Raw genomic sequence first — 13,727 nt, 5'->3', positions numbered from 1 at the left:
ACCGTTAATAAATTTCGAATAACCGTAAATAAATCGACTTCAACTGATAAAAAACCGGCTCCTGGTGTTTAAAAATCCCTCATTTGATCATTCTTTTACAAGTTCAAACGCAATTTCCACGGTATCCCTGCTATTCGGCCCCACAAAAGCGATGAATTTTCCTGAGTCGCTCTTGAAAGTGAGGTCTGCATGGTGGTAGCGCAATTGTTCTTCGTTAATCTCAAACTCAACTGTCACTTTTTCGCTTGGTTCTAAAGCGACTTTCTTGAAGCCTTTTAGTTCCTTCATTGGTCTAACGACTTCGCCGGCTACGTCGCGTACGTATAACTGGACGATTTCTTCTCCGGCCAACTCGCCAGTGTTCTCGACTGTTACGGAAATCTTCAATGACTTGGAAGCAGACATTGTCGCATCACTCATTTTTACATCGCTATACTCGAAGCTTGTATAGCTTAATCCAAAACCGAATGGGAGCAATGGCTCGTTTGGTATATCTAAATACTGAGATACATATCGTTCTTGTGCGTCAGGCGCTCCTTGAGGGCGGCCTGTATTGAAATGGTTGTAGTACACCGGTACCTGTCCAACAGAGTAAGGGAATGACATCGTAAGCTTCGCGGATGGATTCGCATCACCGTACAGGATGTCAGCGACCGCGTTTCCGCCCTCAGTGCCTGGATACCACGCCTCCAAAATTGCATCGGCTTCATCCCAGATTCCGTGGAGGTCAAGCGGACGTCCGTTAAATAATACGGCCACTATTGGTTTGCCAAGCTCTTTCATCTTAGCGACAAGTTCGAGCTGCACTTTCGGCAGGCGGATATCCGCACGGCAGCCAGCTTCACCACTCATTTCCGATGCCTCGCCTAGAGCAAGCACAATCACATCTGCTTCTTCTGCCACTTTTACTGCCTCGGAAAATTGCTCTTCAAATCCCGTTTCAATGTCACAGCCTTTTGCCGTGAAAAGAAGGGAGGAGTCCAGCTTTGCCATCAAACCATCGTATAGCTGGACAGCCTTTTCTTTTGAACCAAGGAATGACCATGGCCCAAGAATATCGCCACTCTCTGCGAAGGGACCGATCAAAGCGATTTTCTTTTCCTTATTAATAGGAAGAACTCCGTCATTTTTCAATAAAACTGAAGACTTAACAGCAAGCTCTCTAGCTGCCTGCCGGTGCTCGTCACTCATGACCAGTTCCTTCTCCAACTCTTCATCCGCACCGCGGAACGGATTTTCAAACAATCCTAATTTATCTTTCAAAGTCAGAATCCGCATAACCGATTCATCTATTAGCTTTTCATCTACTTTCCCAGTCTCGACCTGCTGTTTTAAATGGTCGACATAGCAGGATGTCATCATTTCGATATCAACGCCGGCCTGGATTGCTTTGTAGGCAGCTTCTGCTTCATCCTCAGCCACACCGTGAGGAATCATTTCTTTTACTGCGCCCCAGTCGGAAATGAGGACACCATCGAAGCCCCATTCCTCGCGGAGCAGGTCGCGCATCAGTTTTACATTGCCAGTAGCGGGAATGCCATCGACCGTGTTAAAAGCGGTCATGACCATTTCGCAGCCTTCATCTAGTGCTGCTTTGTATGCAGGGAGATAGGATTCCCTGAGCTGGCGTTCCGACATATTGACGGTATTGTAATCACGGCCGCCTTCAGGAGCACCGTATGCAGCGAAATGCTTCACGCAGGCTGCAACGGAATCTGTGTTATTTTTCAAGTCTTGCCCCTGGAAGCCGCGAACAAACGACTTCGCAAACTCACCATTTAATAATGGATCTTCACCAGTCGATTCCATTACACGTCCCCAGCGAGGGTCACGAACTAAATCAACCATTGGCGAAAAGGTTACATGGACGCCTGCAGCTGCAGCTTCTTTTGCTGCAATTTCTGCACTTTGTTGGGCTTTATCCAAGTCCCATGAACAGCCGATCGCAAGTGGTACAGGGAAAATCGTTTTATAACCGTGGATGACATCCGCCATAAATAATAGAGGGATGCCTAATCGATTCTTTTTTAGGTGGGCTTTCTGGATGCTGATCGCTTCTTTCGCTCCGCCTGAGGCTCCGAGGACGGAACCGGTGTTGCAGACGTTTTCATCCGATATATTCATAGAAGCAAGAGGACCGGTGATCTGTCCTTCATCCTTCGATCCTTCGAAAAAGGGGGTTGCTAACTGAAGCAATTGTGCGATTTTCTCATCCAGCGTCATTTCTTTTATTAAAGAAGTAAGTTTCTGATTGTTCATAGGGGTGAACCTCCCGTAAAATATAGTAGGAATAAAATTCAATAGAAACGTTTCGAATAAGAATACAACTGCATTATAAGCGCTTTCTTTTTCAGAGTCAATAAATTATCGAAACGTTTCTATTGGGAAATGAAAGCGAAGCCAGTAATAGCAGGTTTTTACGAAAAAAAGTAAAATTCATCTCAAATTTCTACTTGAAAACGATTACACTATGAAATATAATAGCCCTATCGAAACGTTTCAATTGATTTGGTCCGCTCTTTTCGGAAAAAGAGTCAGGAACCTTGAATCGTTTCGCCAGTTACACTCATTTATTTTTTTACTAGCTCTCGAAACGTTTCTATTAAGGGGGTTTTCGTAAACAAAGGCAGAATTTCGCAGGTTATAAGTAATTATTTGTTATAGCGGGAAATTTAAATGCAAGACCTTATCACATTATTATGGGGGTTTTACGAATGAGCCGAAAAATGTTTAATGTATTCAGCAAGAAATTTGCAGCAGCTGCAATGGTAGGTACATTAGTTGTATCTGGTGCACTTGCAGGGTGTTCTTCTGATTCTGGTTCCGAGAAAGACGGCAAAAAAGTCATCAATGTTTGGGGCATGGGGGAAGAAGCAAAAACACTTCCGAAAATTGCTGAGGAGTTTGAAAAAGAAAATCCGGAAATCGATGTTAAAGTACAGGCGATTCCATGGGATCAGGCACATGACAAGCTTTTAACAGCGGTGGCTTCTAAAAAAGGCCCGGATGTAGTCCAAATGGGTACAACGTGGATTCCTGAATTCGCCTCTGCGAATGCATTGATGGATCTGTCCGATCAGACAGAGAAGTATCCGGAATTAGCAGCCGAAAATTTCTATGATGGTTCTATTGAAACAACAAAATATGAGGACAAAGTGGTAGGCGTGCCTTGGTATGTTGATACTCGCGTTCTTTTCTATCGCACAGACCTGTTAGAAGAAGCTGGTTATAAAGAAGCGCCAAAGACTTGGGATGAGCTTCGTGACGCAGCGAAGAAACTAAATGACCGTGGCGATGACAAATATGGCATTAGTATCGATACAAATGAGCAAAGCTTATCATTCATGCTTGCGCGCCAAAATGGCTCTAAGTTGATCGAAGGTAATAAAGCTTACTTTAACGAACCGGAATTTGTAGAAGCTGTTGAATACCTTAATGGTTTCTTCAAGGATGGCTCTGCGCCTGTTGACCTTGGGCTTGACATCGTCCAGGCATTCAGAGGTGATGGCATCCTGCCGATGTTCATCAGCGGACCTTGGATGGTTAAAATCATCAATGATCAGGCACCTGAGTTGGAAGGCAAGTGGGCAACAGCTGTTCTTCCTGCAAAAGAAACAAACACATCTACACTAGGCGGATCCAATCTGTCTGTATTCGAGCACACTAAGAATAAAGAAGAAGCACTTAAATTCCTTGCTTACATGAGCAAACCAGAGACACAGGTAAAATGGCTTGAAATGACGAACTCCCTGCCAGCCAACAAAGAGGCATGGAATGACAAGCAGCTTCAAGAGAACCAGTACTATAAAGTGTTTGGTGAGCAAATGGAAAATGCACAGCCAATGCCTGTGATCAAGCCATTCGAAAAAATCGCCCAGGATTTCCTGAGCCGTTTCGAGAAGATTTACCGCGGTGGTGCTGACATCCAGGAAGAAATGGATGCATTTGATCAAGAGGCTGAAAAAATCCTCTCCAAGTAATCTGAAATAGGTTGTCTGGCGGGCGAATGCCTGCCGGCAACTACATTAGTCCGGAATATACGGACTGAGAAAGAAGGGACTTACAATGAAAAGCTTTTTGGCAAACAAGACTCCTTACTTTTTTATAGCTCCTGCCATTATCCTTTTATCATTATTTTCAATACTGCCTATCTTTGTAGCACTCTTTATCAGCTTTACGGATCTTGATTTAGTCGGGATTGCCGATTGGTCATCAATTAGCTTTGTTGGCCTTGAGAATTATAAAGAAGTTGTAAGTGACCCGATATTTGTAAAATCGATTCTTAACACCTTGTTCTACGTAGTGATAGGTGTTCCGCTCGTTATTATTTTATCTTTAGCAATAGCGCTACTGATCAATTTTGGGAAAGCACGTATTTTCAAGGCTTTCCGGGTTGTCTTCTACATGCCTTCCATCACAAACGTTGTTGCGGTTGCTGTTGTTTGGAGCTATCTGTACAACCCTCACCTTGGTTTATTCAACCATATATTGAACCTGTTGAACCTGCCGGATGTACCATGGCTCCAGGACCCGACCATGGCAAAAATCTCATTGATTTTGCTGGCGCTATGGAGAGCAATCGGTCTTAATATGATCATCTTCCTTGCGGCATTGCAGGGGATTCCGAAAACCTATTATGAAGCTGCGCAGCTTGATGGCGCAAACAATTGGAAGCAGCTGACAAAGATCACGATACCATTGCTTCGCTACGCCATTTTCTTTGTATCGATTACAACAATGATTGGCTGGCTGCAGTTCTTCGAAGAACCATTCGTCATGACCAATGGCGGGCCGCTTGACAGCACGACTTCTGTTGCGTTGTTCATCTACCGGAACGGGTTCCAGTTCTCGAACTTTGGCTACGCGGCAGCTGGATCGTTCATATTGTTTATTGCCATCATTATCATTACATTGATTCAATTCAAGATCCAAAACAAACAGCAGGATTATTGAGGAAAGCAGAGGTGGAAGACAAATGAAATCCGGTGCAGTTTCAAAACAATCATTAAGCAGCAATGTGAAGCAGGAAAAGACCCAGCAATGGGTTGTTGGAATTATTCTCGCAATTGGAGGGATATTAGTTTCGCTGCCCTTTGTGTGGATGATCCTTTCTGCCTTCAAGCCAGAAAGCGAAGTTATGGCGTTGACACCAACGCTGTTCCCTCAAGAATGGACAATTGAAAACTTCCATAACCTTTTTGTGAATATGAATTTCGGCCTCTATTTAAAAAATACAATTATCGTTGTTCTTTGGTCATTCGTTGGATTATTTTTGAATGCAATGGCCGGCTACGCTTTTGCAAAATTTGAATTTAAAGGGCGCAATCAGTTATTCTTCATGGTCCTTGCGACAATGATGATTCCAGGCCAGGTAACAATGATCCCTGTATATCTGATCCTGAACCAGATGCAATTGACCAATACAATGGCGGGCATTGTTTTACCAGGCCTAGTTGGGGCATTCGGCATCTTCCTGTTCCGACAGTTCATGACGACCATTCCAGATGAACTACTTGAAGCAGCCAGACTGGACGGGGCAAGTGAGTTGCGGGTATTCTGGCAAATTGTCCTCCCGATGACCAAGCCAATCCTAGCAGTACAGGGAATTCTGACATTCATCGCAGGGTGGAACAGCTTCCTATGGCCGTTGATCATCGCTAACGATGAGAGTCTGTATACTTTATCAGTAGGATTACAGTTATTGAAAGGCCAATACGGAGGCAACTTTGCCCTGCAAATGGCCGGATCAACCTTCATGGTTGTGCCGATTGTCATTATCTTTATCATCTTCCAGAAGCATATTATTGATGGATATACGATTTCCGGAATGAAATAGAATTTAGGACAGTGATTCTTTGAGAAATCACTGTTCGTTTTGTTTGTTGAAAAATAATTATTGAATTAAGCTTGGTAAAACATAAGCTCTTTAGATACGAAGTAGAAACGTACATCTTCACGTTCAAAGCTAAAGTTTAAAAGAGTTCCCTTACGCCTGCCGACACGGAGTACTTCTACGATTTATTGAGGAATACAGCATACATCAGTACGAAAAAATAGAGTATATGTATTGATAAAAACCTCCTCATCCATTTAGTTGAGGAGGTTTTTGCATTATTTGGATGATGGTGCGATTCCGTCAATTAACCGTGCAATAAATAAGAATGAAGGTGCAATTAGTCTAGCTGACGATGCAATTAGCTTCGATTACTGCGCAATTATGACGTATGACCGTGCAATTAACTAAAAATCATTCAAACTAGCAGCGCAATAGAGTAAGAAACAGATCTCAAAAAAGGAGGTTGAACCATATATAAGGTTCAACCTCCTTTAATGTTGTTTGTAAGGTTATCAACAATCACTGATGGTTAGGCTGATAGGTGAAAGGGGGATGAGTAGTGACACTCGACTATCAACTACTATTTGGGATGGATAAACAGCTGCATTTTGTAAGCTTTGCTATTATTTCTGCATGTATCGGAGTAATGATCATACTAATCTCTAACGGAGATCGTGTAAAACAACATATTAATGTTGTATGGATGACATTAGTGTCGATCGGTATTTTTGAAGAGTATCGGCAATACCAACTTCCTGACAGAAGCGCGGAATTCATAGACGCATTAGCCAATATACTTGGCGTCACAGTGGGGCTGGCGTTTCCGGTGCTGCTATTATATTTGTATGAACATCGAAAATTATTTTTATCAAAGATTTTCAGGAACTACATACTGATCATGATGACATTTTTATTAGGCTTACTTTTTCTTAATGAGAGACCATTCTATTCTGCTGAGGAACACTTTCAGGAGAAGTTAAGAAACCTTTCAGCTTTTATTGGCTGGTAAGGAGCTGGAGTATGTTTCTCTATTGGATGGACTGTCATAGATGATAAATAAACGCCCAGCAAACTCACTAGGTCTGCTGGGCATTGTTTGCTTACTTAATTCGCTATATCTATAATACGTCCTTCTACCTCTGGACTAACAGTTTGCTCTTCTTGCTGACTCACATATTCCGTGAATACTTCCCAGTCCACATAACCTGGTTCGCTTACCCGGCCTTCATTGTAAGCATTTGCGAATACATCGTATCCGTCTCCGCCTTTAGCGGTGAAGGTGTTGGTTGCTACTGCGTATGTCTTGTTAGAGTCCAAACTGACGTAGTTTACGCCATCTTCTTTTACTTCAATGGATTGAACACGCTGGCCAACAGGTAGTGAGCTGTCGTAGGTGAATTTCAATCCAGCGACTTGAAGGAAGCCTCCTGATGTACCTGGAGCCTCTTTAACACTGTGCTCCAATGCCTCTTTGATTTCAGCGCCTGTCAATTGCATGATGGCTAAAGAGTTTCCGAAAGGCATTACTGTTAGGACTTCAGCTAAAGTAATTTCACCAGCATCAATGGATGCACGAATGCCGCCACCATTTTGCAGGGCAATGACTGTATCGGGATTGATGGATTTTGCTTTCGCAAGCATTCCGTCAGTGATTAAGTTACCTAAGTTTGTTTCACTTGATCGTACAAAATCCCGCACACCGTTTAATTCAACATTTGTTTGTCCTATTACTGTCTTTTTCATTTCATCAACTGCTGGTTTATAATTTTCATTTAAAATTTTTGCAGCTTCAGCATCTTCTGGATAAGTAGTGATATCTAAGAGCTCTCCATTATGTTGGATGATCTTCCCGTTTTTATTGAACTTTACATCAAGTGTTCCAAGGGATTTACCATACTCATTTGCCTGGACAATGACAGTTGGTTCACTGCCATTTTTCACGACGATCGGTTCTTCTAACTTCACATGGGTATGTCCGCCGACAATAATATCGATGCCATCTACTTCCTCAGCTAACGTTAGGTCATTGTCGCCGCCGCCATCGTTCAAACCGATATGCGTAAGGGCAATGATCTTGTTGATACCTTGTTCCTCAAAGGCTTTAACAGCTTCTCTTGCTTCATTGATGTAATCAGTGAACTCCACATCCTCACCCGGACTGGAGATGTCAACCGTTTCGGCAGTTGTAAGACCGAATATCCCGATTTTCTCCCCATTTACCTCTTTTACAATGCCTTTGTATACTTCGCCATCATTCGCTTCCGAAGAAGTCTCATTATTGGCAAGAGGATTCATATTTTCGTCATTCTCAAAATTTACGTTCGCGCTGACAAATGGGAAGTTTGCTTCTTTGACAAAATTCGCCAGAGTTTCGGTACCTTTATCAAATTCGTGGTTTCCAAATGTCATGGCATCATAACCAACCATATTCATGAATTCTAAATCTGCTAATCCATTAAACTCATTAAAATACAATGTTCCAGAGAAAACATCCCCAGCGTCTAATAAAAGTGTGTTAGCGTTTTCCTCACGTACCTGCTTAATTGCTGCCACACGATTTGCAACAGTGTCCAAATGAGCATGTGTATCATTCGTATGCATGATCGTTAGCTCGTAAGGCTTGCCAGGCTTAACACCCTTCATGTTTGCAGAGGCTGCAGGAACAGCAATCGAAGTCAATAGAGCAGCGGAAGCAGCTACTGATAATAATTTACGGTAGAACTTGTTGCGGTAATTCATTAATAGTTTCCCCCTTATAAAAGGTATTTTTACTAATAAGCTACTAACCATGGTGGCAAATCACCCTTATTCTATCAAAATCAACTTGTTATAAAATGAATAAATTGAATATTTGTTAAATTGGTAAAAAAGGCGTAGGATAGATATCCTTTGTTTGCGGGATTTTTGAGAAGGTGTGAAACTGCTATAGGTATAAAAGTCTGTGTTTTGCTGGAACACAAATCTTTGGGTATAATTCAGTACCTTTTACTGAGCAGGCACTTATATACTCAATCTAGGCAAATCTTAGGAAAAAGAACCATCGATATTGAAGGGGTTTTAGATAATTGAATCGAATTAATACTTAGATTAATAGAAGTATCTGGGGGAAAATGATGAATAAGAGGTTAGTACTGGTTGTCCTCAGCTTTATAATAGTTGTGATCAGTGGATGCTCTGATCGTCTTCAAGAAGAGGCTGTTGCCAAAGCCGATGTGAAAGAATCGGAGGGAAGTCTTAATATTGAGAGAAAGATTCCTGTGATTAAAGACTATTTGCCAAATATGAATTTTGTGCCAAGAAGCAATGTAAGTACTCACGTGGTATTGCACTTTATCAGCAATGCTGCGAATAATCCAGAGAATCCTTATGAGTATGAGGATATCCGGAAAATCTTTATTGATTACGATGTTTCTCCTCATTATATGATCGACCGTGATGGAGAAACCTACTTTTTAATGCCGGAAAGCAGGGCGGCACGTCATTCAGGGAAAGGCGAACTTTCTGCATTCTCCGAGTATAAAGACCACTTGAATAGGTATTCAATAGGCATCGAGTTATTAGCTATCGGCACAGAGGCTGAAATGAAGTCAATGATGTCGGCGGATTATTATAAAAAAATACCCAAAGAACATATTGGATACACAGAAGAACAATATAAAGCTCTAAATCTTTTGCTAGAAGATATACTGGCAAGAAATAAGGAAATTAAAAGGAACAGGAAACATATTATCGGGCATGATGAATATGCACCAGAACGAAAAACAGATCCAGGAAGTTTATTTGATTGGGACAGAATAATGTTGGAAGGAGAGTAACCCTATAAGTAAGGGTTGCTCTTTTTATCTGTGTAAAAATTATCCACTTCTTCTTATACCCCTCCTCTTTCCCACGAAACATTATTTCGGAAAATCATATTTGTTAATTTATACCACCTGATATTTTCGGGTCTTTTTACCCTCTTTCTCTTTCCATAAATGGCTTATAGTGGTAGTGTTCTTTTAAAAAAAGACAAATTTAGACAAAAGGTGGGGAAATGTTGAAAGTCGCTTCTTTTGGTAAATTGCTTCTTAGTTTTTTGGTCCTTTTATCATTTTCATTATCTTTCTATGCCGATCGTACAGAGGCTGCCTATAGCTTCCAGGCTAAGGTTAATGCTGATGTACTCAATGTCCGTTCACAGCCAGGTACAGCCTATTCAATAGTAGGGAAACTTAAGCAAGGTCAGGTTGTAACTGTGTATGAACAGAAAAATGGCTGGTCAAGGATTAGTTATGGCTCATTGAAGGGCTGGGTTGCTTCCCAGTATATAACTGCGACAACCTGGACGGGTTACGTAACAGCTACTAATCTGAATTTCCGAAGTGCTCCTGGCGGCAGTATTTTAGGTTCCTTGCCAAAAGGAACTGCGGTCAAAGTTTACGGGACTGATGGATCTTGGCTGAAAGTATATGCATCCACCCTCAATAAAACTGGGTGGGTATCGAGTTCCTATATCACAAAGCAGAAGCCTGTAACGACAGTAACAAAGGTAGTTTTAAAAGTGAATACCAACATTCGCAAAGGGCCAAGTACGTCGTATCCAATCCTGTATACAGAAAAAGCAGGAACGTTCATGGAGAAGCTGGGTGTTAGCAACGGATGGGTAAAAGTGAAGAGTCCGAGTGGCGTCATCGGCTGGGTGTATGGAACGCTCGTCCGTGACCCGAATACTGTTTTAAAGGGAAAGGTTTTCGTACTCGACCCAGGCCATGGAGGCTATGACAGTGGCACAAGGGGAAGAACCTATCTGGAGAAAACGTTGACGCTGAGAACGGCCTTGGAACTTAAACCTTTGTTGGAAAATGCGGGGGCGAAAGTTATTTTAACAAGAAGCTCCGACACCTATTTAAGCCTGACACAACGAGTAAATATCAGCAATAATTACAAAGCACATGCGTTCATAAGTCTCCACTATAATGCGTATTCATCAACAAGCAGTGGAGTCATGACGTTCTATTATAGCAACTCTAAGGATGCACCGCTGGCTGGCTCGATCCAAAGTTCTTTGGCAGCCTCAACCCAGCTGCGGAATATGGGTTCCAAATACGGCAATTATCACGTAGTTCGTGAAAATAAACAGCCAGCTGCACTAGTGGAATTGGGCTTTCTGTCCAACCCGACAGAAGAAAAGCTCGTAGCGACAACAACGTACCAAAAGAAAGCAGCAAAAGGGATTTACAACGGTTTATTTCGTTACTTCCTGACAAGGTAGCGGGAGGAAATAAAAGACCTTTGGTGAAATGTATTTTATAAGCTATATAAAAACCTGAGCAGATTAATTTTTGCTCAGGTTTTTTTCTTGCTCTATGGCATTTTCAGCAATTAAATCAGCTACCAGAATATATCTTTCCGGTGCGTCCCCAATGAAATCGAAAGGATAACAGGTGGTTACGGTCAGAGTCGCTCTTGGTTTTGGAACGATCACCGTTCTGTCATTTGCATCGACAATACGGACTTTCCTTACCTTGTACGTGAATTCTCCTGCACCTGTCGAGACAACCAGCAAATCACCCTTGCCAACTTCGCCAAGTTTGCGGAAAACTGTATCACGGTGGCCTGAAAGAACAGAATTATCTTTTTCCCCTGGAAGCACGCTGCCAGCGTAGTGTCCCACTCCTTTTTCGAGCTCATCCTCATCAGTGCCATGGTAAATTGGCAAATCGGCACTAAGTTTAGGAATGGAGAGATTGCCAATCATTTCTCCTTTTTCCGGCCTTTCAGAATAGAGGCTGGTTTTAGGGCTGCTTTGCAATTTTTTATCTGTTGTCTTAACAGGCTTATCCGCAAAGACAACCTCTGTTTTCGGTTCGCCAGTTTTAAAGAGCCAATAGCCCTTCATAAACTTATAAGCATTTGTTCCGCTGAACCAGAAACCCAATGCAATTATGACAACGGATAGGGAAAGAAGAACCAGTTTTCCGGTTCTTCTTTCTTTGAAATATTTATACACGTTTAACTTTCACTTTCCTGAATACAAAAGCTCCTAGAAGGACCATCGCTAATCCTGCCATTGTATTTTGCAGGTAATCTGAAGCAGTATTGGGCAGCTTGCCGCCTTTAACAGTTTTTGCTGGTGCTTTCTTCTCTGCTTTTGCCACGTCTTCAGCAGCTTTTTTTACTTCTTCGGCTGCTTCAGTTGTATCTTCCAGATTTTCTCCAGTGTCCTCAATAAATTCAGAGTCGAACATTTCCTTTGTGATAACCATGTCAGCTAAAAGATTACCATTATTAGAATAGATTTTTATCATTAAGTCGGCTCCATTAGTAGAGTTCATTTGCATTAGGGAAGCAAATGATACAGGAGTCACCACTCCATCCTTTACCAAGTAGTATTCTACTTTTAAATCCAATAAGGTAAGCATGCCATCCCAAATGTTAATGAATTCGGCAATGTCTTCAGCAGAAAGTTCAGATGCGCTGTCAAACTCAGGGAAATCCATTAATCTAGTACCGTATTCCTCCAGCGCTGTGAAAAATTGTTCTGGATCAAGGTCAGGGTTTTCCATAATATAAATGAGATGGTTAGCAAGATTATTGGCTTCTGCAAGAGAAAGACCAAAAGAATCCAAAGTGTTAATCAAGTCATCTTTAGCTTCCATAAAGTAGTGTTCAGCAATAGCGAATTCAAGGTCTTCAATATATTCATAGTTTTCGATTGAATCATCATAGGAATTCAGGAAAGCTTCCAATTCTTCTATTGATCCAAATTCGTAGTCTTCAAGAAGCGTTTGCAGGTTTTCGTCTGTAATCGGTGTTAGTTCTTCAGTGTAGAGCCAGTCAGACATACTAAAGTATAAATCCTCGTAAAAAACGAATTGATCCAATGCTGCTGCATTTTCCTCAAGCAGCTGATTGAATTCTTCCTCAGTCAATTCAAATTCTGCAAGCAATTCCTTTAAATTCTCATCGTCTAAAACAGGTCCAAGATACTCTATTAATTCATCCAAAGTTTCAAACTCTTCTAGAGAGTAATCATGCCAGTCTTTCAGATAGGCGATGAAGTCTTCCTCTGACATACCAATTTTCTGGAGATAATCCTGGAACTCTTGATCCTGTGGATCGACCGCGGCAAAAGCAGCAATTGGAAGCAGGCCTAACATCAATGTGAAAGCCATAATAAAAGATAAAACGCGCTTCAAGTAATTCTTCCTCCTATAATTCAAATATATTACAAAAGAATTATATAATCTTTCCGGAAATCCAGATAGTGGGTATTTTTGTAAAAATATAACTATTTTACAGGTGAAACTATTGACAAATACATTTAATTGTTTTTTAAAGTAATATCTATAGCAAAATGGAACAGTAATCACTACTAACTACAATTATCTTACTTAATCGTCCTCTGACATAAAAAGCATTAATATTAAGTGATAGAACAAGATTGCCTCTTGTTTAAATATCTTTCTTTCATTATTTGCGATTTATTGAAAATATCTCAAAAAAGTTATATTCCTGTAAAATCGGGTAAATAGTAACTAACACATAACCCAAAAAAAGGCAGGGATAATTCATGAAAAACGATAAGAACTCTAACTTCTATAAACAAAATGTAGACGTAAATATGTTCATGGACACCATGCAGGATCCTGACAATACTGAAATAATCTTAACTCGTAAAAAAACAAGGTATACAGAGGGAGCAAACAAAATCATCCAGAAGGTCCAGAATGAATTCCTGGAGCGGAGAAGAGCGGAAGAAATTGACTTGGCATTGAAAAACAAGAACAAAGGAAGATTCATGGAATTGACTTCAGAGAACTGGAAGGATGCTTTATAGAGTGAAAGTTATGAATGGGATATTGCGAATATAAAAAGCCTGAAACCAAGATTAGAATACCCGGTTTCAGGC

11 protein-coding genes are annotated in these 13,727 nt (G+C 41.2%); 7 read left to right on the top strand and 4 right to left on the bottom strand.

What is annotated here, in order from left to right; genetic code table 11:
* Positions 1-87 precede the first annotated feature (87 nt).
* Positions 88-2,259, bottom strand: coding sequence for a beta-glucosidase BglX (gene bglX, locus AC0VX7_RS22505; protein ID WP_475426013.1), 2,172 nt, complete (start codon positions 2,257-2,259; stop codon positions 88-90).
* 455 nt (positions 2,260-2,714) lie between these two features.
* On the opposite strand from bglX, the gene AC0VX7_RS22500 reads away from it, so the two are divergent.
* The 4 genes from AC0VX7_RS22500 to AC0VX7_RS22485 all read left to right on the top strand — a co-directional run bounded on the left by AC0VX7_RS22500 (position 2,715) and on the right by AC0VX7_RS22485 (position 6,845).
* Positions 2,715-3,980: a sugar ABC transporter substrate-binding protein gene (locus AC0VX7_RS22500; RefSeq protein WP_475426012.1), complete on the top strand. Its 1,266-nt coding sequence runs from the start codon at positions 2,715-2,717 to the stop codon at positions 3,978-3,980.
* Between the two features lie 85 nt (positions 3,981-4,065).
* Positions 4,066-4,953: a carbohydrate ABC transporter permease gene (locus AC0VX7_RS22495; RefSeq protein WP_475426011.1), complete on the top strand. Its 888-nt coding sequence runs from the start codon at positions 4,066-4,068 to the stop codon at positions 4,951-4,953.
* 22 nt (positions 4,954-4,975) lie between these two features.
* Positions 4,976-5,836 (top strand): carbohydrate ABC transporter permease, encoded by an 861-nt coding sequence (locus AC0VX7_RS22490; protein WP_475426010.1) that lies wholly within the window; start codon positions 4,976-4,978, stop codon positions 5,834-5,836.
* Between the two features lie 559 nt (positions 5,837-6,395).
* Complete coding sequence (locus tag AC0VX7_RS22485) at positions 6,396-6,845, top strand: VanZ family protein (RefSeq protein ID WP_475426009.1); 450 nt, start codon at positions 6,396-6,398, stop codon at positions 6,843-6,845.
* A 95-nt stretch (positions 6,846-6,940) separates the two neighbouring features.
* On the opposite strand, the gene AC0VX7_RS22480 is transcribed toward AC0VX7_RS22485, so the two are convergent.
* Positions 6,941-8,575: a bifunctional metallophosphatase/5'-nucleotidase gene (locus AC0VX7_RS22480; RefSeq protein WP_475426008.1), complete on the bottom strand. Its 1,635-nt coding sequence runs from the start codon at positions 8,573-8,575 to the stop codon at positions 6,941-6,943.
* Between the two features lie 374 nt (positions 8,576-8,949).
* Here AC0VX7_RS22480 and AC0VX7_RS22475 point away from each other — a divergent pair, with 374 nt between their 5' ends.
* Both AC0VX7_RS22475 and AC0VX7_RS22470 read left to right on the top strand, forming a co-directional pair.
* Positions 8,950-9,651 (top strand): N-acetylmuramoyl-L-alanine amidase, encoded by a 702-nt coding sequence (locus tag AC0VX7_RS22475; RefSeq protein WP_475426007.1) that lies wholly within the window; start codon positions 8,950-8,952, stop codon positions 9,649-9,651.
* Between the two features lie 218 nt (positions 9,652-9,869).
* On the top strand, positions 9,870-11,087 hold the full coding sequence (locus AC0VX7_RS22470) for an N-acetylmuramoyl-L-alanine amidase (RefSeq protein WP_475426006.1): 1,218 nt from the start codon (positions 9,870-9,872) through the stop codon (positions 11,085-11,087).
* A gap of 63 nt (positions 11,088-11,150) precedes the next feature.
* Here AC0VX7_RS22470 and AC0VX7_RS22465 read toward each other — a convergent pair whose 3' ends face one another.
* Positions 11,151-11,825 carry a class D sortase gene (locus AC0VX7_RS22465; protein WP_475426005.1) on the bottom strand — a complete coding sequence of 225 codons (675 nt, stop codon included), beginning with the start codon at positions 11,823-11,825 and terminating at the stop codon, positions 11,151-11,153.
* Positions 11,818-13,014: a processed acidic surface protein gene (locus tag AC0VX7_RS22460; RefSeq protein WP_475426004.1), complete on the bottom strand. Its 1,197-nt coding sequence runs from the start codon at positions 13,012-13,014 to the stop codon at positions 11,818-11,820. The genes AC0VX7_RS22465 and AC0VX7_RS22460 overlap by 8 nt, the downstream gene beginning before the upstream one ends.
* 374 nt (positions 13,015-13,388) lie before the next feature.
* Here AC0VX7_RS22460 and AC0VX7_RS22455 point away from each other — a divergent pair, with 374 nt between their 5' ends.
* A complete protein-coding gene (locus AC0VX7_RS22455; protein ID WP_475426003.1) occupies positions 13,389-13,655 on the top strand; it encodes an IDEAL domain-containing protein in 267 nt (88 codons plus the stop codon).
* Positions 13,656-13,727: the final 72 nt, after the last annotated feature.

Source organism: Mesobacillus sp. QJM3NY_10 (genome assembly GCF_056173465.1).
This window is presented reverse-complemented; position numbering and strand designations above follow the sequence as displayed.